18 protein-coding genes, 1 tRNA gene and 2 pseudogenes are annotated in these 19,807 nt (G+C 34.3%); 6 read left to right on the forward strand and 15 right to left on the reverse strand.

What is annotated here, in order from left to right; genetic code table 11:
* The 7 genes from GQ593_RS04050 to GQ593_RS04080 all read right to left on the reverse strand — a co-directional run.
* Positions 1–482, reverse strand: a 482-nt coding sequence (locus GQ593_RS04050) for a hypothetical protein (protein ID WP_160430790.1), incomplete at its 3' end; no start/stop codon positions are given.
* A gap of 66 nt (positions 483–548) precedes the next feature.
* Entirely contained in the window at positions 549–1,073 is a 525-nt protein-coding gene (locus GQ593_RS04055) for a BRO-N domain-containing protein (RefSeq protein WP_202115369.1), read from the reverse strand.
* Between the two features lies 1 nt (position 1,074).
* A complete protein-coding gene (locus tag GQ593_RS04060) occupies positions 1,075–1,362 on the reverse strand; it encodes a helix-turn-helix transcriptional regulator (RefSeq protein ID WP_065560022.1) in 288 nt (95 codons plus the stop codon).
* A gap of 11 nt (positions 1,363–1,373) precedes the next feature.
* The gene (locus GQ593_RS04065; protein ID WP_065569266.1) at positions 1,374–1,553 is read right to left on the reverse strand and encodes a helix-turn-helix transcriptional regulator; all 180 of its coding nucleotides are present in this window, start codon (positions 1,551–1,553) and stop codon (positions 1,374–1,376) included.
* A gap of 117 nt (positions 1,554–1,670) precedes the next feature.
* Positions 1,671–2,474 (reverse strand): hypothetical protein, encoded by an 804-nt coding sequence (locus GQ593_RS04070; RefSeq protein ID WP_160430794.1) that lies wholly within the window; start codon positions 2,472–2,474, stop codon positions 1,671–1,673.
* A gap of 429 nt (positions 2,475–2,903) precedes the next feature.
* Positions 2,904–4,154: an integrase domain-containing protein gene (locus GQ593_RS04075; protein ID WP_065639102.1), complete on the reverse strand. Its 1,251-nt coding sequence runs from the start codon at positions 4,152–4,154 to the stop codon at positions 2,904–2,906.
* A 164-nt stretch (positions 4,155–4,318) separates the two neighbouring features.
* A tRNA-Arg gene (locus GQ593_RS04080) sits at positions 4,319–4,390 on the reverse strand.
* Between the two features lie 126 nt (positions 4,391–4,516).
* On the opposite strand from GQ593_RS04080, the gene GQ593_RS04085 reads away from it, so the two are divergent.
* Entirely contained in the window at positions 4,517–5,275 is a 759-nt protein-coding gene (locus GQ593_RS04085; RefSeq protein ID WP_160430796.1) for an MlaA family lipoprotein, read from the forward strand.
* 119 nt (positions 5,276–5,394) lie between these two features.
* Here the strand turns inward: GQ593_RS04085 and GQ593_RS04090 are convergent, their stop codons facing one another.
* Together GQ593_RS04090 and GQ593_RS04095 are read right to left on the reverse strand one after the other, a co-directional pair.
* Positions 5,395–6,210: a TIGR03915 family putative DNA repair protein gene (locus tag GQ593_RS04090; RefSeq protein ID WP_160430798.1), complete on the reverse strand. Its 816-nt coding sequence runs from the start codon at positions 6,208–6,210 to the stop codon at positions 5,395–5,397.
* Between the two features lie 3 nt (positions 6,211–6,213).
* Complete coding sequence (locus tag GQ593_RS04095; RefSeq protein ID WP_160430800.1) at positions 6,214–7,479, reverse strand: putative DNA modification/repair radical SAM protein; 1,266 nt, start codon at positions 7,477–7,479, stop codon at positions 6,214–6,216.
* 280 nt (positions 7,480–7,759) lie between these two features.
* On the opposite strand from GQ593_RS04095, the gene fabB reads away from it, so the two are divergent.
* A complete protein-coding gene (gene fabB, locus GQ593_RS04100) occupies positions 7,760–8,971 on the forward strand; it encodes a beta-ketoacyl-ACP synthase I (RefSeq protein WP_160430802.1) in 1,212 nt (403 codons plus the stop codon).
* 396 nt (positions 8,972–9,367) lie between these two features.
* Here fabB and GQ593_RS04105 read toward each other — a convergent pair whose 3' ends face one another.
* Entirely contained in the window at positions 9,368–10,321 is a 954-nt protein-coding gene (locus tag GQ593_RS04105; RefSeq protein ID WP_160430804.1) for a hypothetical protein, read from the reverse strand.
* A gap of 1,126 nt (positions 10,322–11,447) precedes the next feature.
* Here GQ593_RS04105 and GQ593_RS13770 point away from each other — a divergent pair.
* Positions 11,448–11,627: a hypothetical protein gene (locus tag GQ593_RS13770; protein WP_237397684.1), complete on the forward strand. Its 180-nt coding sequence runs from the start codon at positions 11,448–11,450 to the stop codon at positions 11,625–11,627.
* A 216-nt stretch (positions 11,628–11,843) separates the two neighbouring features.
* On the opposite strand, the gene GQ593_RS04115 is transcribed toward GQ593_RS13770, so the two are convergent.
* Both GQ593_RS04115 and GQ593_RS04120 read right to left on the reverse strand, forming a co-directional pair.
* Positions 11,844–12,326 carry a hypothetical protein gene (locus tag GQ593_RS04115; protein WP_160430807.1) on the reverse strand — a complete coding sequence of 161 codons (483 nt, stop codon included), beginning with the start codon at positions 12,324–12,326 and terminating at the stop codon, positions 11,844–11,846.
* Between the two features lie 10 nt (positions 12,327–12,336).
* Positions 12,337–12,798: pseudogene (locus tag GQ593_RS04120) on the reverse strand (RHS repeat-associated core domain-containing protein); the annotation flags it as partial.
* A gap of 398 nt (positions 12,799–13,196) precedes the next feature.
* On the opposite strand from GQ593_RS04120, the pseudogene GQ593_RS04130 reads away from it, so the two are divergent.
* Positions 13,197–14,301: pseudogene (locus tag GQ593_RS04130) on the forward strand (IS3 family transposase).
* A 79-nt stretch (positions 14,302–14,380) separates the two neighbouring features.
* Here GQ593_RS04130 and GQ593_RS04135 read toward each other — a convergent pair.
* Positions 14,381–14,761, reverse strand: coding sequence for a VOC family protein (locus GQ593_RS04135; protein ID WP_085246549.1), 381 nt, complete (start codon positions 14,759–14,761; stop codon positions 14,381–14,383).
* Between the two features lie 127 nt (positions 14,762–14,888).
* On the opposite strand from GQ593_RS04135, the gene GQ593_RS04140 reads away from it, so the two are divergent.
* Entirely contained in the window at positions 14,889–15,860 is a 972-nt protein-coding gene (locus tag GQ593_RS04140; RefSeq protein WP_160430810.1) for a helix-turn-helix transcriptional regulator, read from the forward strand.
* A 309-nt stretch (positions 15,861–16,169) separates the two neighbouring features.
* Here GQ593_RS04140 and GQ593_RS04145 read toward each other — a convergent pair whose 3' ends face one another.
* Positions 16,170–17,153 (reverse strand): AEC family transporter, encoded by a 984-nt coding sequence (locus tag GQ593_RS04145; protein WP_160430812.1) that lies wholly within the window; start codon positions 17,151–17,153, stop codon positions 16,170–16,172.
* A 969-nt stretch (positions 17,154–18,122) separates the two neighbouring features.
* On the opposite strand from GQ593_RS04145, the gene GQ593_RS04150 reads away from it, so the two are divergent.
* On the forward strand, positions 18,123–18,479 hold the full coding sequence (locus GQ593_RS04150; protein ID WP_160430814.1) for a LexA family protein: 357 nt from the start codon (positions 18,123–18,125) through the stop codon (positions 18,477–18,479).
* A gap of 194 nt (positions 18,480–18,673) precedes the next feature.
* On the opposite strand, the gene GQ593_RS04155 is transcribed toward GQ593_RS04150, so the two are convergent.
* The gene (locus GQ593_RS04155; RefSeq protein WP_160430815.1) at positions 18,674–19,804 is read right to left on the reverse strand and encodes an ABC transporter permease; all 1,131 of its coding nucleotides are present in this window, start codon (positions 19,802–19,804) and stop codon (positions 18,674–18,676) included.
* Between the last annotated feature and the right edge of the window lie 3 nt (positions 19,805–19,807).

The following is a 19,807-nucleotide window of genomic DNA, read 5'->3' on the forward strand; positions in this document are numbered from 1 at the left end:
GATAGGTCAGGTTGCCCATTTTTAGGGCGTAGGGTATCATTACTATTAGCCATAGCATTACTCCGTTTAATGTTTGTGGTTAGATCCCTCGGTAGTGTTGCGAGCACTTCGGGGGATTGCTTTTTATGGTACTCATCTTTATAATGGACTGCACCATTTAATGATAATCTACCATAGTGGACAGCACCAATGCAAGAGAAAAAACAAAAAAGTAAAAGTGATCGATTAAATAGCACAAGACAAACGATCCGATTTGAAGATGACTTACTTGAATTAATCCAACAACAAGCCAAGAAAGATAGTGAATCTTTTTCTGGTTGGGTCAAAACTGCTTGTAAAATGAGATTGAATAAATAACTAAAATCCTTTCGAACGCTTCCGAAATCTACCCAATTTTTTAGCTCTGCGTTATTATAAGAACGTGTTTTAAATGCGTGACGCTTTGGCACAATCTCAATGCATCTAATTATATCTACTGTCATTGAAAATTCCTTATTAGTTGATTTGAGTGATTGAATAGAGGCAACTGTAACAGGTTGCCTTTTTTATTAAATCAATTTGGGTTGGTATTTTGCCCATAACGCTTTTTCCTCTGCGATTAAATTAGCTTTCCATTTTTTACAAGCTTCTAAATTACGTCCTCTTCTGCTTGATTCAATACGATATTCTTTTTCACGTTTAGCATGATCATTCAAGAAAGCCCAAGGCACACCATAAGCACCAGTTTTACGAATTGTTGGAATAACTTCACCAAATATCCAGTTACTAAATCGATAAGCAAATGTTCCTTGTTGAATTGCTTTTCTGCTTCTAGCGATCAACTTGTAAAATCCTGATTCAGATACAGCTAACAATTTTCTTGCCCCGCCTCTTTTGCCTGAATGACTATAACTTAAAGTTAGGGTCATTAATTCAAGGCTATTTAATGATTTAATTGCTTTGGTTGGATTGCTATGCTCTAACGCCAAACACACATCGTTAGCAATAAACCAAGGTTCACCCAAATGAGTAATGATTCTTACTTCGATGCCATCAAATTTAATTACACTCAATTCATCTTGTTTAACAATCATCTTAGTAGCTCCCATTAGCAAACCCTCGGCGTTTAGTCGGTTGATTTATCTTTGCTACTGCTGGAGGGTTGTCTATCCAGTGAAGTAATTCCACTAATGACCAACCGCAAGAATTAGCTCCTAACGATTTTCTTAATGGATATTTACCCTCTTTCTCAAGTTGCCAAGCAGTAGAACGGGCGATACTTGTAATTTTGTATCTCTCATTTTCACGAACAAGACGATCATATTGGATACCGTATTTATCCCTAATGGCTTTGTGTTGTTCTGGAGTGATTGAATATGACATTGAAAGCCCCCTTACTGTACTCGGTTGCTTTCTAAATAGGTTTTAACTTCGGCCATATCGTAAACTACTCGACGCTTGCCAACTTTAATACCTTTGGGGAAATTTGGATCGTAGCGTAATGTATTCTTAGCACAACCTAAGATTAACGCCAGTTCATCAAGGGAATAATATTTAGGAGTATTTAACTGCATTTCTTACCTCATTAAGTTCATTTGTGTTTAACTAATGAGGTAATTATGTGGATTATAAAGATAAAAAGCTCCGCAAGCGAAATCATAGTTTCGTGTGCGAAATAATTAAAAAATATTTCAAGATTTATATTTTTTATTTAGCATTGACCACAAAGATTCTAAGCGTCTTTTACTCATTCCCTTTAAGGTATTATCTAATTCTTGATTTATTGTATCTTGTCTCCATTGTTTAGCTTTTGAGCACACAAGTTCTTTTAATGAAAATAAAATATTTTGATAATCATCAATAGTAAAATTATCACCATCATTTTGCAGTAAAGATTGGATAAAATTATCTAAATCTATTCGTTTTATTACTAATTCAAGATCATCATTAAAATTTGTAACAGGATCATAGTTTTCAATCATTAATGCTTTTTCGTTTAATAATAATTGATTATCTTTTGGGTGATATAATTTAAGATATGATTCTGTACCTTTAATATATATATATCCTTCAAATGAATTGATTAGATTTTTTCCTTGCAATTTTCTTTTATAATTTTCAATAGCTAATTTGTTACCACCAACCAGGGGAAAACTCCAACAATCATCAGCTAAATTTATTAGTAATCCATTATAACCTATCAATTTCAAGCGATTTGTAACACTTCCACCAACTTGTACGTTATCAATGAATCTATCGTCATCTTCTGGAGCATAAATTTTTAATGTTCCTAAATTTACTATTGGCTTTTGTATTTCACAAAAGATAGCTTTCACCTGAAAATGTGTTGGCTTTACACTCAATTTTAGTTGTTCACTAACAACTAAATCTAGTACATCAAATATATTAATTTTATTATCGTTTAATCCTAGAGATAGTCTTTTTGCCGCCTCATCCAATGACAAATATTCTTTTAATCTATATAACTTGCTCATTTGTTTCCCTAAAACAATCACCCTAACCTAATGAAGAAGTTACGCCAGTTCGTTAGGGTTACGAATGTTCAGGAGCTACCCTAGGCGTAACTAATTTAATTTGCTGAATATATTTAAATATAATTATACCACCACTGGATAAAATTACATGTATTTTTAATATTGCTTTTTAGAGAAATCCAGCTAGCCAAAGGAAAGGCTCTCATTTAGAAATCAGTACAGATTTAGAATCAAACCTAATGACATAATTTAATGTTATATATGTTATTATTATTTTTTAATAACACTTAAAAAAATATATATAAATCAATTATATTATGTTATTAGTGTTGTTAGTGTTATTAAAAATAATGTATAAAGTATATTCCTATATAAGAGGCAATAAAAAACCAGTCTAGTTGACTGGCTTAATATATGGCTATGGCAAAACTAATCATTAACGGTTTTCAAAGCATTACTCCCTGATAAAGACACATTCCCTTGGCTTGCTTGCTCTACAAAATCACCCCACCATTGCATCATATCTCTTCTTTTATCTAGGTAGTTAGCTCGGTTATAAATAGCTCTGATTGCGTTTCTGTCCACATGAGCTAATGAAACTTCAATAAGGTCATAATCAAAGCCATGCTCATTTAAAGCTGTAGATGCTAATGACCTAAACCCATGAGCAACTAACTCACCTTTAAAGCCCATTCTTTTAAGAGACATGTTTATTGTTTCTTTGTTCATTGGTTTGTTATAGGGTGATTTTAGTGTCGGGAAAACAAATTTAGTATGACCACTAATAGGCTTCATTATTTCCAGTAGGTTTATGGCTTGTTTGCACAATGGTATGAGATGATCACGTCTCATTTTCATCTTTTCAGCGGGTATTATCCATAGTTTATTATCTAGATCTATTTCTTCCCACAAAGCACTTACTGCCTCACTTGGTCTTGTGATAGTCAATAATTGCCATTCTATTAAGCATCTGGTTTGTAATTCTATATTAGCCAAAGAAAGGGCTTTCATTACTCTTGGTAATTCTGACGGCGGTAATGATGGTTGGTTTTTAGTTATAGGCGTTTTAAAAACTGTACTCATTCTGACCACAGGGTTAATATCAATAATATCTTGTGTAACAGCGTAATCCATAATTCGATTTATTCGCTGAATAATACGCCTAACTGTATCTAATTTCCCTGCGCTTTCTAATGGTCTCAAAACAGGAATAAAATCTTTTGCTTTAAGTTGATTTATAGGAATATCACCTAGCGCAGGATAAATATAGTTTTCTAATGAGCTTTTAATAATGCTTATAGTGTTATTGGTGAAACCTTTTGATTTCTGCAATTCGATCCATTTATCTGATATTTTTTTAAAAGTATTATTATTTTCTATTACTGATTGTTCTATTAATGATTTTCTTCGTTCTTGTGGATCTATACCTTGGCTTACTAATGTTCTATATTCTTCTCGTCTTTGCCTAGCCTGCTGTAATGTAACTTCAGGATAACTACCAAAACTAACCAAAGCCCTATTATTGGACACTGGATTAATATAATTAAATCGCCATATCTTTGAGCCAGTCACTTTGATGAGTATATATAATCCATTACCATCGGACAAAGTGTAATCCTTATCTTTTGGTTTGGCTGTTTTAATTTGAGTATCATTTAAAGGTTTTATTATCTTTGCCATGTTATACGTTTTTAAGTTATATCCGAGCGTATAACATAACATATAACATAAAAATTTGAATTTTGCTAAATCTTATTGAATTTAGATGAACCATGAAATCATTATAAAGCTTGTTTCTATTGGGCTTTTTGAACGTTTTTGAATTTTATTGAACGGTATAATTTCGACCCCAGCAGGAATCGAACCTGCAACTAGCCCTTAGGAGGGGCTTGTTATATCCATTTAACTATGAGGTCATTGGAATACGTATTCTAATAAATTTGAAAAGATAATGCCATTTAAATAACGAAAAATTTTCTATTTTTAGTAATCATGATACAATCGCATCATCTTTAACCTCATTACTTTTAATCAAAGATACTATGAAAAAACGAATAGTTGGTACGATGTTTTCGATAATGGCTCTCACAGGTTGTGCCACTTATCAGTCCGAAAACAATTCCTATAGTGATCCGTTATCTGGGTTTAACAAAACCATGTTTAATGTTAACTACTATGCGCTTGATCCTTATATTTTGCGCCCTACGGCAGTCGCTTGGAAAGATTACGTCCCTTCCCCTGTTCGTACAGGTGTGGTTAACTTTTCCTCTAACCTTTCTGAACCCGCTTCAATGGTGAACAACTTATTACAAGGTGATGTTCATAAAGCGGGTACGCATTTAGCACGATTCTTTTTAAATACCGTTTTCGGTTTTGCGGGTTTGATGGATGTTGCTAGCATGTCAGATCCTCAATTACAAAAAGGTGGCAAAAGGAGTTTTGGCGATGTTTTAGGTCATTACGAAGTGCCTTATGGTCCGTATGTTGTGCTGCCGTTTTATGGATCAGCAACGTTAAGAAACGAAGGTGGTAGCTTAGTTGACTCTCTTTATCCACCGCTTGTTTGGTTAGATTGGCAGTGGGCGTTAGTGCGTGGTGCGTTTGACGGTATTGAAGCACGTGCGGTCGCGATCGAGTATGAAGATTTAATTAAAAATAGCGATGACCCTTATAACTTTATGCGTAATGCTTACTTCCAACGTAATGACTTTGTGGCATCGGGCGGTAAAGTCGACGAAGGCAAGCAAAAACAACGTGAAGAAGCGATTAATGACGTTATCAATGACATAGATTCACAATAACTTTATTTAAATCATAATTTTGCGTTAAATCACACTAATAAATAAACCGCCATTAATTGGCGGTTTTTTATGGTCTTTTATTTATGATGACGCTAATTTATTCGCTTTTATTTGCCTATTTAGTTCGATATTGGTTTCATTTCTGGCAAATAATGCCAAAATCGGCTTGGCATTTGCTGGCGCTGTAATTTAGGATTGATGCGTTCTTTGATGGTTAACGCATTGCAATAGCGTTGCCACATAGTTTGAAATAGCGCTTCGTCTTTGGTTAGATACTGCTGATTAACTTGGCTATTTATAATCAGATCATCTTTATCAATAAGCGACACAGGTTCAATCCCGTGTAAATTATAGATATAACCATATTCACGCTTTTCATCATATATTGCCCATTTTTGATCAGCAAAGCGCTCTTTAAAAAATTTAATCACCAACGGCAAAACATTATAAATAGGTGCAATGATCGAAAAATAGATCTTATCTTCCCTATCGTTAGGCTCAACAACATCTTTAAGTGGATTATTGATGGCATTAAAGCGTACAAATTGCATCACTCGATGCCGTTCTCGGCTCACTTTTTTAGCAATATCATGCACAGTTAGCACATCTTGATCGGCAAAATCAGTTTCGATTGATTTAGAGGATTTAAATACCTTACAAATGTAACGAAAAACAATTAAATCACTTTCAGGCAATTCCGATAGCCAAACATACATCAACTGACGAAGCGCAACTTTGCTAATCTTGTTAATTAATGCTACGCGTACTCGTTCATATTTTACATCGCAAAATTCAACATGATGCCTATCAGACACTAACAACGGCTCAACCTGCCCTGTGGTTAATAAGCATTCAGGCATTTTCTTGAGTTTAAAAGCATCAAACACAGCACAAAGCAAGCTTTCAAAACTCTTATCATAATAAAACGCCAGCATGATTTACCAGCCCATCACTAGTTGCTGTGGAGTATTTGTCTGTTTATCTTCTAGCAAAGGTGGATCTTGCAACGTAAGTCGGATATATTCGGCCGATGAATTGAGTAATTTAAATTTTCTCATTTCATGACAAATAACAAAAAATTGTGCACGTTTTAAAACAACGCCAATGCGTTTAAGCGCGTCAAGAGTAAGCTTTCGGTGACGCCTTGCCATCACAATTAACTTGGCAGACTTAACTCCAATGCCTGGCACTCGTAATATTTTTTGATAACTATCACGATTAACATCAACTGGAAAGTACTGCGGATTACGGATTGCCCAAGCCAATTTAGGATCGACCGTTAAATCCAGATCGGGATATTGATCATTAACAATTTCATCGACATTAAAATCATAAAAACGCAATAACCAATCTGCTTGGTATAAACGGTTTTCGCGCACTCTTGGTACTTCTTGCACAACAGGCAGCCGTTTGTCGTAACCATTTACCGGAATAAATCCCGAATAATAAACTCGCTTCATACTTGGTCGTTTATAAAGTTTGGCGGTTAATTGCAAAATTTGCTTATCCGACTCATCTGTCGCACCAATAATAACTTGAGTACTTTGCCCTGCAGGTACAAATTTTGGTGTGGTTCGAAATTTTTTGCGATCCTCGATATTTTCTAACACATTTTGATGAATTTGCCGCATAGGTTGATAGATGCTTTGATGATCTTTATCGGGCGCGAGTAATTTAAGGTTTTCTTCCGTTGGAATTTCTAAATTAACACTCATCCTATCAACTAATAAGCCAGCTTGATTAATTAGATCATTACTCGCACCGGGGATCGCTTTCATATGTATATAGCCATTAAAACCATGCTCATCACGCAAAATCTTTACCACTCTAATCATTCTTTCCATGGTATGATCTGGACTTCTAACAATCCCCGAACTGATAAATAAACCTTCGATATAATTACGGCGATAAAATTCAATGGTCAAATTGGCCAGTTCGCGTGGCGTAAAGCCCGCTCTTGGAATATCATTACTTTGCCGGTTAATACAATAAGCACAATCAAACATACAATAATTTGTCAGCATAATTTTAAGTAACGAAACACACCTTCCATCGGCAGTAAAGGTGTGGCAAATACCAGATTTATGTGCATTACCAATACCTTTAGACTTATTACTTCTTGATGCGCCACTTGACGAGCAAGAAATATCATATTTTGCTGATTCGGCTAATATTTCAAGTTTGGTTATTATTTTTTCGGACATATTTAACTCATCAAAATACTGTTTATTTATACAGTTTACAACAATAATATCAAGCTTAGCAAGCAAATATTGCAGGCTAAAACAACCAGCATCTATGCTACTTTTAGCAACTTTTTATAAGGTTATATTTGATTTAATTGCTTTATTTATATAAATAATAAAATCAATATCAGAAGATCAAAATAAAAAACACGGTAAGGTATTGTTCAGCTTACAAGTGTACGCTATAATCAACGAACTTTTTTGTATGAAGCCAGATAACTTAGGAGCTAAATAGTAAATGAAACGTGTTGTAATTACAGGGTTAGGAATTCTTTCAAGTATTGGGAATAATACTAAAGAAGTTTTAGAATCACTAAAAATCGGTCGTAGCGGTATTACCTTTTCCCAAGAAATGAAAGATAGCGGAATGCGTAGCCATGTATGCGGGAATGTCAAGCTCGACACGACAGGACTGATTGATCGCAAAGTTGTTCGCTTCATGAATGACGCTTCTATTTATGGTTATCTAGCTTTACAACAAGCTATTGAAGATGCAAAATTGACTCCGGAACAAGTCTCTAACCCTCGCACTGGTTTAATTGCTGGTTATGGTGGCTCAACCAGAACACAATACAATGTCGTTGCTGGCATGAAAGAAAAAGGCCTACGTGGTGTTGGTCCTTATGCTGTAACCAAATCAATGTCATCGGCAATTTCGGCTTGTTTAGCAACCCCATTTAAAATCAAAGGGATTAGCTACTCAATGACATCTGCTTGTGCAACATCAGTTCACTGTATTGGTCACGCAGCCGAACTGATTCAACTTGGCAAGCAAGATATCGTTTTTGCCGGTGGTGGTGAAGAACTGTGCTGGGAAATGTCATGCGAATTCGACGCCATGGGTGCTTTATCAACCAAATATAACGACAACCCAGAAAAAGCATCACGTGCTTATGATAAAAACCGTGATGGTTTTGTTATTGCAGGTGGTGCCGGCATGGTTGTTGTTGAAGAATTAGAACATGCCCTTGCGCGTGGTGCTCATATTTATGGTGAACTTGTTGGCTATGGTGCAACATCAGACGGGCATGATATGGTTGCCCCATCAGGCGAAGGTGCAATGCGCTGTATGAAACTTGCTATTCAAGATTTAGATGTTCCGGTTGATTACATCAACACCCACGGCACATCAACCCCAGTGGGTGATGTCAAAGAGTTATGGGCAATCAAACAAGTATTTGGTGATAACATTCCAGCGATTTCATCAACCAAATCAATGACAGGTCACTCATTAAGTGCAACTGGTGCACAAGAGCTTATTTATTCATTATTAATGTTAGAACATGGCTTTATTACGCCAAGCATTAATATTGATGAACTTGATGACGCAGCAATTGGCATGAACATTATTACCGAACCAACCGAGCGTGAACTTACCACAGTCATGTCAAATAGCTTTGGTTTTGGTGGTACAAATGCCTCAATTGTCATGAAAAAATACAAGGGTTAATAAGCAAATTTAATTGATACCAATCAATAAAAAACCGTTCCATTGAGAACGGTTTTTTTTTAAAGCAGTTAGATGTTAGACAATCTTGCAAGAGCTTGCTTAGTTACTGAATCAAAAACTTAAAACAGTGAAGCCATTATCACTATTTTAACTACTTAAACAATTATTAATCGTTATAACTGTTATACCCTTCCTGATCAGTTGTCGGCGCATTTTGATGCCAGATTAATAGCGGTATTGACTCTTAGGTATTGTAAAAATTGAGATACCTTTTAAATAAAATCAATGTATTATAGCCTAATTTCTGTTTATTATTGCGGTGGTTTTATTTTTTAATGGCTTGTCCTTAATGAGTACGATAAACCTAACCGCGACCTAAGTATTAAGAACTAAAAGCTAAGGAGTGACACAAACGCCATAGTAGCCATAGTGAAAAGGAACATCGCTATATATTGTCCCTCTGAAAAAGGCCACATTAACGAATTGGGGAATTCCTATGGCGCTACTCCAGTAACCAGAATCTATAAATCGTGAACCGTAATATCCACCAGCAGCACCCCACTCCGCAAGTAATCCTCCCCCTATTCGACGCTGGTAATGATTACCGCTTGATGACGGCGTAGCACCAACAACACCTTCACAACGACGGCCATCTATTAAATCTACAGTACAGAAGGCGTTAGTAAGGTCCTGTGTTTTTGGAAGACGATAGCCTAAGTTACTACACCAAAGTGACTGTTTATCAGGGGGTTCGGCGTGTATCCATCGATTGACGAACCAGTTCTGCAAAACAAAGCCATATTTTACTATCTCATTACCATGATTATCTCTACCCACTAACTCAAAGGTCTGTGGTAACCTTGGCACAGTAATTCGAGTAGGCTCGTCAATGTTTATTTGCTCCAGTGCTTCTGGACCTGTCAGAATAACGCAAGTCACCACATCCCGAGGAGTAGGAAGCGGTCTTTCAATCCAATCATCTATCGCGGGTACCCTTTTCACGGTGGCAGTTATTCCCTCATGCGTGACTGGTGCCCATGTCAATTCACTTTCATCAACGTTATCCATCAGTAAATCAAAATATAATCCATTAGCTCCCGTGGTTGGGAAATTCAGGGCGTATGATGCAGGATCAATTGATTGAACAAAGAATCCTTTTTTCGGTTGCCACATGCCAGCAGGGCCGGCGAAATTCATTCGCCAAGCATTGTCGTCAATACTACCCCAATGCGTACTAGGTCTTACAAAGTTGATAATTGGTGATGGTGGTAATATTATTGCATCACTACGATTATTTACCTCTTGGCCATTTTTAACACCCAATGCCTGCAAATTCCATGAAGACGACAATAATAGTAGCACCAACGCCAGCAAGGGTTTTCGGAATAATTTCGAAGATATAAATGAGTTTCGTGCAAAAACTCGAAGAATAGGCTTATTTGATAAATTTAAGACATAGGTTGCCAGTGCTGGTGTCTAAAATGATAAAACAATAGTTCACCTGTCAAGTAAACTATTGTTTTATTTATCTTTTATCATAACAATATCTTATTAAATAAGCTATTTTCAATAATTGGTGAAAGTATAGCCGTTTTTAAAAAGCTTGGCTAGTTTTTTAGGGGGATTTTTGGTAAAAAATGTAAATATTGCGGTAAATTAAGCTTTTAGGGAAATATTGAAATTATTGAATATTTTTCATTTTTATTTTATAGAAATAATTTGGGAACGTTTAGGTTTTGAATGTTTAGCTTTTGTTGGGCAGTTCACCCCCTAAAAACCTCTCATCGCAGGAATTTTTGATCACTGCGTAGCGCCTCTCCTTTACTAATTGGTATTTAACGAATCACCTTGGAATGCTCATCCTTGTACGTCCAAGGCTCATTATGTTCCTGCAAATGTCTATGCCAATTAACTCTCTCGACAAAACTTAGCCTTTAGAGATTTCAGAAAAATTATCAAAAACTAGTTAGGTATTATATTGATTTTATTGTTACTTTTATTGGGGTATTTTTGATTTATCAACTTGCAACAAAAAACAACATTGTATGAATTTGTTTTATGTGTGAAAAAATTTAATTTCGATATTAAACCTTTATCGAATGTTAAGTTTAACTTGACAAGATTTCATAAAACTAAGTCCGATACTAATGAAAAGAACATTTTCTATACTATGAACGCATAGAAAATGAATATCAAGCAATTATTAAAATTAAATAATTCTCATATTCGTGAAATTATTTTGAATCGGCTACACCAATTCATACAACTTTTTAAGGGGCAAGATAAACTTATCACAACTAAAAAAGGAGCTAATATGAATAAGATTAAACGAAAAAAATGTAATCCTAATTATTCGTATCATCCTGATACTCACCCTTACAGGGCCAACGCTAAAGCGTTGTTCAAATTTGTTCCAGACAAATTTGTTCTCATCATAATATTGTCCCTGAAAACTTAACGAGTTATCCGGCAGAGCATGGAAATCGTCTTGATGGTAGGTTTCGTTTATTATCTGCCCATAGGCATTATACTGGCATTCATAGAGGGTGTCGTCACCCATGTTGCTGGTGAGGGCAATAGGGATGCCGAGGTGGTCGTTTTGGTACCAGTAGAGTTTGATATTATCTTGCCGGGCATTGCCGTGAACAAGGGCTAATGGGCGATAAGAATCTGGCTCGTAAAGGTAGGTTTGCCAGTGTTTATCATTATCGGTTTCGGCAATAAGCGGCTACCTTGCCACAAATTTGTCTGGAACAAATCAGTTTTACTGTTAGTCGATACAATAATGATTAAAATAAAGCAAGTCAATTATTAGGCTTGCTTTGCTGATTTGATATGTTAAATAAAATCTCTCTGCAATTAAAATTGGAACTTATTCTACAGGCTCTAATGAAACTGCCATTTCTAAAGCGATTTGATTATATTTTTGTCCGAAATTTAGTACTGCCTGAGGTTTTAGTTCGTCTAACGCATATACAATACTTGCGCTATAGCCAATCTTAAACAGCTTGGAATCTACTCTTTTATTTGTATAAATACCAACAGATTGAATAGTTCCATCTTCAAGTAATAAATCAACTGTATTATTAAAATTTGAGGGATCTTGTCCTGCTACATAAGCTTTTTTAATTATTCCCGAAATAAATAATAAAGGGATTCTTCCTTGCTCAATACTATTCCACCACTCTTTTGAACCAAAAAGACCATTGATACCTTTAAGCCCCATTGTTGGTTTTGATTTGTCTAACGTTAATGCTTGTGTCAAAGCGACCCTTTCAGGATTATTTTTTAATTCCTCTGATAATAAAAAGACCATTTTCATTGGTACTTTTGAATTTTCTAACTTTAATAGCATATTTTTACCTTTATTTTACTTTTGCAAAATGAACAATATTTTCATTAAAAATTTCTATGCCTTTACCTTGCCCAAGTTGGGTTGTCATTTGTCCGCCTTCAACTTTAAAACGTGTATTTGTTTTCAGCCATTTTCCAGTTTTAATCGACATAGTAGGAAACACTTTTGCTGCCGCAGAATTTGCTGCAATACCTATTTCTTGTAGTTTAGAAAATGTGCCTTGTTTAACAACGATTTTTACAGTTACTCCATTATATTTTGACGAATATGTTAAAACTGGAGAGATGGAAGTTTCTGTTGTTGGAGGCATTATACCTGTTCTAAGTTCTATTAAATCCAATCCTAATAGCTCTATTCCGCTAATAGGATTATTACCCACATATCGATATAGATTGATATCACTTAAAATATCAAGCGGATCTTGAGTGATGTACCTACCTGTAAACGGGTCGTAATAACGATTAAGGTTATAATGTAAACCTGATTATTCGTATCATCCTGATACTCAGCTTTACAGGGGCAATGCTAACGCATTGTTCAAATTTGTTCCAGACAAATTTGTCTTCGTAAAAATACTGCCCTTGAAAGCCTTGGTTTTACGGGACGGTGTGGTCTTCTATCGCAAGGAAACAATAAGAGTTGAAATTTTGTCAAAAACTTTCAGGTAACTATGCGTTTTAGTATAAAATTTCTTTTTAGTCGGCAGAGTTTTCGGCTTTTCTTAATGCTAAATAAATAGCAAAATAATTTTTTACGGATAAAAAACATTAATTTTATTTTTTTAAGGAGCGTAAAATTGTAACTACCCCGAAAATAGTACAGCAAAAAAGTAGAAAATTCTCTATGATAAAAGTAAAAGAGGATTGAAACATGAAAAAGATGACAGAGCACCAAATCGTATCGATATTAAAAAAAGCTGAGGCTGGTATTCCCATTAAAGAACTTTGTCGTAAATATGGCATGGGCAACTCGACTTTTTATAAATGGCGAGAAAAATACGGTGGTATGTGAATCTCTGATATTAAACGTTTAAAGGAACTGGAAGCTGAAAATCGTAAGCTTAAACAGATGTTTGCACAGCTCAGTTTAAAAACTCAGCTTCAGGAGGAAATAATAAAAAGCTCTAGTGCCTACCAAGGCACGTAAAGCTTGGGCAGTGCAATTGTAAGAAAGTCATCCTGTTACTATTGCCATGAGCTGCGCAATTGTTGGCTTAAGCCGTTGTGCTTACTATTATCAACCTAAGTTATCGGATGATTCGGTGATTATATCGGTACTCAGTGCGATGACTGACAAGCATTTACGCTGGGGCTTTCCCCAATGTTTTAATCGCATCAGAAAGCTCTGCTATAAATGGAACCATAAACGGGTGTATCAGGTGTATTGTGAATTAAAACTTAATCTCAGGGTAAAGCGTAAAAAACGCATTCCTCCACGATGCCCGGAAAGATTATTAGTCCCCAATAAACAAGGTGAATGTTGGTCAATGGATTTTATGAGTGACAGTAGTGGTAATCAGCGTCGCTTTAGTAGTGGTAATCAGCGTCGCTTTAGGACATTCAATGTCATCGATGACTTTAATCGTGAGGCGCTAGGCATTGATATTGCAGTAAGCTTACCGGCAGGGAGAATTACCCGTTACTTAGATAAATTGGCCGAATATCATGGCTATCCATTAAAAATACGAGTCGATAATGGACCAGAATTTACAGGAAAAACCTTTATAAACTGGGCAAAGTTACATGGTATAAACATTGATTATATCCAGCCCGGTAGCCCTTATCAAAATGGCTATATTGAACGATTTAATCGTACCTATCGTACTGAAGTACTCGATTTATATCTTTTTAACAACTTAGCGCAAGCAAGGAGAATAACCGAAGAATGGTTAACGATTTATAATACCGAAAGACCGCATGAGGCATTAAATAATATGACACCGATTGAGTATAAAACACTAAAACAAGCAGCATGATTTTCTATGTCTATTTTGTACTAATTATGGGGTATTTACAAATAAAAGCCCCATTGTTTTAATTTATTAAGATAATGTTTTATTCAAACTTTGAAGTGTCGGTAGCACAAACCCGAAGACGATGACCATCGGGATCATTTCCTACAAATGTGTATCCGAAATCGAGCATTTGGGGTTCAAGTTCAATTTTGACGTTTAGTTTCTTCCATGTCGAATAAATCTCATCTACATCATTTTTTGTTACATCACTAAATGACAACTCAAAACCACCATAATGATTGGGTGCCTTTGGAGTTATTTCATCAGCCCCTTGTAGCCCCAAAATAAAATTATCATTCAATAAAAATACAGCGAAACCAGGATAAGTTTCAACAGGTGGGCGTCCTAGTATTTTTGTGTAAAATTCTGTACTAGTATCGACATCTTTGACATAAACAATAACGCTATTAGGTTTAAACATTTTTTGTTTCCTTTTGGTGATAAAATTTAATTTACTTAATTTTGGTTATCTATATTATGATGTAGCATTGCTGACAACTGTATGTCATATTTAAAATTTAATATAAATTATTTTGTAAACATAAAGCATGAAAATTAATCGTATAATTACTATCATCATGGTATTGCTTCAAAGAGAAAAAATAAGCGGTAAAGAATTAGCAGAAAAATTAAATGTATCATTGCGGACTATTTATCGAGATATACAAGTTATTGAGGGAGCTGGTATACCCATTATTACGTATCAAGGAAGTGCTGGTGGAATAAGTATTTTAAAAAATTATAAAATTAGTAAAGGTTTATTCACTAAAGAAGATGTCATTGTATTATTAAAAGGCCTGAACTTATTATCCTCACCAATTTTAAATGAAGATGAAAATGTGAGAACGCTAGAAAAGATCAAAAGTCTTTTATCAAAACACGATCTCGATCAAGTAAGAAATGATCTAAGCCAACTAACTGTTGATTTATCGCCTTGGCTTTCTAAACAGAATATTAATAATAAAATATCGATCATCAAAGCGGCAATAAATAAACAATTGCGTTTATCTTGTGAGTATATGAAACTGAAAAATAAACAAGATTCTCGTCTAATTGAATCATATAAACTCGTTTTCAAAGAAAAAGAGTGGTACTTGCAGGCTTTTTGTTTAAGTAGAAATGATTTTCGGCTATTTAAACTGTCTAAAATGTCTAACATAAAAATAACAAATACCAAATTTATTAAACAAACCACGCCTGATGCACTTTCTTCATTCGAAAAAGACATGGAAAAAAGAGTCTTTAAAATAAAATTATTAATAGATAATTCCATTTTAGAACGTATTTTAGATTACTGCGATGAACAAGATCTTCATAAATTAAACGATAAACAATATATTGTGGATTTTAACTTTATTGACGATGATTATAGTTATGGTATTTTGATGAGTTTTGGGCATCAATGTATTTGTTTAGAGCCTGAATATGTTCGTAAAGAAATGATTGAAAGAACGAAAAAGCTAATTAACTCTTATAAAAAAAACGACAATTTATTTCTTTCAAATTATTATCTTAAATAATTTGCTATGTTCTTAGTGCTATCAATAGTACTTAAAGTGTTCATTTATGATTTTACTAATAAAATCAGTTGATAACATTGGTGTTTTATACAATCATCCCCCACTATTACAAAAAAACCAATAAAATCAATGCCTTTTCTGACCGATTTTTTATAAGAAATAAGGCAGTATTTTGTTATAACAATAGGATAGGTTTATTCTGAGGTTGTATTGCAATTAAGGGAAAGTCGCTTACAAGAAATGTGTAATAAGTAATAAAATGCCCTCATTTAAAACTAAACGAGGGCATCAATACCTAGTTTTTATTTATTAAGCAACACCAGGAATGGTGAAATCCATAATAAGTAATAAAGTTGGTAAAATAAAGATAGATAGGACCGTTGATGCAAAGAAAATGCTTGATGCTTGTTCTTGCTCAACATTCCAATTATAAGCCAAAATAACTGCTGTTGATGCCGTTGGCATTGCCAATAGGAATACTAGCTCTTCAGCCTCCATCCCTGTGATACCAAATAAATATACGGCAATAAGTGCAACAATTGGCGTAATAAAACTTTTCAATACAATATTGACCATTAATGGTTTAGATAATTTCAATTTAACCCCATGAATACCAACACCGACCGCAATAAGCGAAATAAAGTTACAGGCATTTGACATAATATCAAAAGTGTTAAATACAAAATGAGGTAACCATTGGGTTCCATCGGTGACACTAACAATTAGCCCTAAAATCACGGCTAAAAACATCGGTTTCATGAGCGAGTTTTTGACTGCACTAAAGATCATATCCCCGGTGACTTTACCGCCAGATAATTTAGTATCACAGAGTTCTAATAAGAAGATCGTCATTGGAATCAATGACAATGCGACAACAAAATTAGCAATCGCGACCGAAATGGTAGATGCTGCCCCAAGCATCAACGTTAAAAAAGGCACCCCCATTCCGCCCATATTGGGAAAGCAGCAAAGCATTGCATTCATTGCTGTTGATTTTAGCTCTTTATGCAAAATGTATTTATTGGTTAAAAAGCAAATTATCCATAAAAATGACATAGTGCAGAAAAAGGCAATCATCCAAATACCATTAAATATTTGTGATGGTTTAGCATGAGATGTATGCACAAAAAGCAATGCAGGAAAAACAAAGTTTGATACAAGCCCTGATAATAATTTTTTAGAGTCTTTTGAAAAAATTCCTTGTTGTACACATAACCAACCAAGAAAAATTAACAAAAAGACCGGAAGACAAGAACTAACAACTTGTCCAACTGCTGACCAGATTAAATTCATTTTTTAAAACTCCTAAAATAATATTACTTGAAATACAAATTCGGTAATGGGTCGGTAACTTTGGACTAGATTTTTTATTTATGACCGAGCAAAAATAAGGGATACAAAATCGAATATACACTATTAACTACAAAACTATATTTGCAAAACTACATTCCACCTTGTTTGAAACTTGATATAACTTAACGCTATTTTACTTTTAGCGTATTGAAATAAAGACATTATTAATATAACAGCTCTTGGTATATTTAAACGTTAAATATCGTAACTTGGAAAGTATTATACTTATTCTTCTTAACCTTGTGTAAATCAAGAAAGGCCAACTAACTTAAAAAACCCAAAAACATTAAATTTTTTTTTGATAAAAATCAATAAATATAAATTTTATTTATAAAAAACAAATGTAATTTAAACAAAGAAAGCAATTGTTAAATTATGGTAAAAATTAATATGCGATCGAATTAACCTAAATTGTAATTTTTTTATGCGATATTTCCGGTCATAAAAACATCATCAATATAGATAATAAATTGACTAATCTATATATTTAGTTTACTACTTAAAAATCATATTACTAGCGACTATATATATGGCAGTGAATAAATAATTCAAGATACTGTGAAATATGTTTTAAATTGATTAATAAAAGTTTAATACAATGTAAATCATTTATATAGCATTGTAAAATCGGTAATACAAATTGTATCAATTTAATTAGGAGATACTATTTTATTAATCACCAAAATATAAAATATGCAACTCAACTATCAGTCTAAATATATCAATAATGATTGCATATCTAATAATTACAATAAAGGGACGCAATGATTTTTGCTCTATTTCTATTTTTTTACACTGATTTTTATTGAATCAAGAATTCTATACTGTATATTTATACACACCTCCGCATTTCATCACGAATTTTGTAACGTGGCGTAAATTTGCACGTTATTTTTTAGGAGAATTTTCTTGAGTAAATATTGTATTGTACTTAGTATCGCTGATGCTACTATCAAAAATTACTTATCTTTGGTCGATATTCCAGTCAGAGCAGGATTCCCCTCATCAGCCGATGATTATTTAGAAACGAAACTTGATTTAACCGAACATTTAGTAAAACAGCCTAGCGCAACATATTATATTAAAGTGGCAGGCGACTCTATGATTGGCTATGGTATTTCTAATGGTGATCTGTTAATTGTTGACCGAGCTTTAGAACCGAATAAAAACAAATCAATTTTGTGTAAATACATCACAATATCATCCTTCCATTGTGATACCCCTTGCTTTTCCAACAAACGATTCGCGATTAATTATTCAAGCTGAGCAAAAGGGTTTACAGGTAATTTATCGGCAAGATTTTTCATTTATGAAATCAGGCGTTATGTTACTGGATTTAAAAGCTAAAAATAGTTATTCCCAACCTGACTTTTTTATTACTGAACCAGCACATTTATTACACAGTATAAAAGTGACATGCTAATGAAGACAATCGATTCAATTAATCAAAAAATGGGATATTATGATCCCATATTCACAATTGAACTACGAAAACGCCTTAAAGCAATTAAAAAGAACACGGTACCAATTACCAATAACCATGCAAACGAAGTCCAAACTACACTTAAACCAGCACCTCGATACAATATTGCCTGTCCTAATTCAACAAAATGCGTTGTTGGGGCAAACATCATAATATTTTGCACAATTTCAGGCATACTTTCGCGCGGAGTACTCCCCCCTGATAGCATTTGTAATGGTAACAAAATTAAAATAAGTAACATTGCGAATTGAGCAGTGGATTTTGCTACTGTTGCCATAAAGATACCAAGTGACGTTGTCACAAAAAGATGTAGCGCTGCACCAATCAAAAATAAAGCTACCGAACCTGCAATTGGTACATTTAGCCAACTATGAACAACAAGTAACAACGCTACCCAAGTTGATATTAATACCACAAGTCCCATTGACCATACTTTGGATATCATAATTTCAAAAGAAGTAACAGGCATGGCAAGAAGATGGTCAATCGTACCATGTTCGCGTTCTTTCATTAAGGCGGCACCAGTTAAGATAATAGATAATGTTGTCACAATATTGATAATTTCCATGACAGAACCAAACCAAGATCGCGTTAAATTAGGATTAAAGGCGGTATGTACTTGTATATTAACGGGCAAATTTGTTAACTTATTGTGACGATTGACATATTCAGTCACTTCACCAGTAATAATTTGCGTTATATAACCATTTCCGACAAACGCTTGCCCCATCCTTGTTGCATCAATATTGAGTTGAATTTCAGGACTTTGATTATTTAGCACATCACGCTGAAAATTAGGCGGAATATTTAAAGCAAACGTATAATTATCTGTATCCATACCACGATCGACATCATCCATTGAATATAATTTAACAGGAGTATTAAACATTGGCGGATAAAAGGCTGTAATAATTTGTCTTGATAAGGGTGAGTTATCTTCGTCAACAACGGCAATCGAGGCATGATGTAACGAGTCAGAAGTTGCCGTTGCAGCAATATAAATATCAAAGGTAAAGCAATAGGCAATTAATAGCAACATGATAGGATCACGCAATAAACCCCATAACTCTTTAATCCCTAAGCGATAAATATTAATTAAACTTTGCATAAT

Source organism: Gilliamella sp. Pas-s25, assembly GCF_009795885.1.
Classification (GTDB): domain Bacteria; phylum Pseudomonadota; class Gammaproteobacteria; order Enterobacterales; family Orbaceae; genus Gilliamella.

What these genes read in the sequence shown, in the direction of transcription:
- GQ593_RS04055 (WP_202115369.1), bottom strand. Translation starts at nt 1,073, where the DNA reads ATGATTGTTAAACAAGATGAATTGAGTGTAATTAAATTTGATGGCATC.
- GQ593_RS04060 (WP_065560022.1), bottom strand. Translation starts at nt 1,362, where the DNA reads ATGTCATATTCAATCACTCCAGAACAACACAAAGCCATTAGGGATAAA.
- GQ593_RS04065 (WP_065569266.1), bottom strand. Translation starts at nt 1,553, where the DNA reads ATGCAGTTAAATACTCCTAAATATTATTCCCTTGATGAACTGGCGTTA.
- GQ593_RS04070 (WP_160430794.1), bottom strand. Translation starts at nt 2,474, where the DNA reads ATGAGCAAGTTATATAGATTAAAAGAATATTTGTCATTGGATGAGGCG.
- GQ593_RS04075 (WP_065639102.1), bottom strand. Translation starts at nt 4,154, where the DNA reads ATGGCAAAGATAATAAAACCTTTAAATGATACTCAAATTAAAACAGCC.
- GQ593_RS04085 (WP_160430796.1), top strand. Translation starts at nt 4,517, where the DNA reads ATGAAAAAACGAATAGTTGGTACGATGTTTTCGATAATGGCTCTCACA.
- GQ593_RS04090 (WP_160430798.1), bottom strand. Translation starts at nt 6,210, where the DNA reads ATGCTGGCGTTTTATTATGATAAGAGTTTTGAAAGCTTGCTTTGTGCT.
- GQ593_RS04095 (WP_160430800.1), bottom strand. Translation starts at nt 7,479, where the DNA reads ATGTCCGAAAAAATAATAACCAAACTTGAAATATTAGCCGAATCAGCA.
- fabB (WP_160430802.1), top strand. Translation starts at nt 7,760, where the DNA reads ATGAAACGTGTTGTAATTACAGGGTTAGGAATTCTTTCAAGTATTGGG.
- GQ593_RS13770 (WP_237397684.1), top strand. Translation starts at nt 11,448, where the DNA reads ATGGAAATCGTCTTGATGGTAGGTTTCGTTTATTATCTGCCCATAGGC.
- GQ593_RS04115 (WP_160430807.1), bottom strand. Translation starts at nt 12,326, where the DNA reads ATGCTATTAAAGTTAGAAAATTCAAAAGTACCAATGAAAATGGTCTTT.
- GQ593_RS04135 (WP_085246549.1), bottom strand. Translation starts at nt 14,761, where the DNA reads ATGTTTAAACCTAATAGCGTTATTGTTTATGTCAAAGATGTCGATACT.
- GQ593_RS04140 (WP_160430810.1), top strand. Translation starts at nt 14,889, where the DNA reads ATGAAAATTAATCGTATAATTACTATCATCATGGTATTGCTTCAAAGA.
- GQ593_RS04145 (WP_160430812.1), bottom strand. Translation starts at nt 17,153, where the DNA reads ATGAATTTAATCTGGTCAGCAGTTGGACAAGTTGTTAGTTCTTGTCTT.
- GQ593_RS04155 (WP_160430815.1), bottom strand. Translation starts at nt 19,804, where the DNA reads ATGCAAAGTTTAATTAATATTTATCGCTTAGGGATTAAAGAGTTATGG.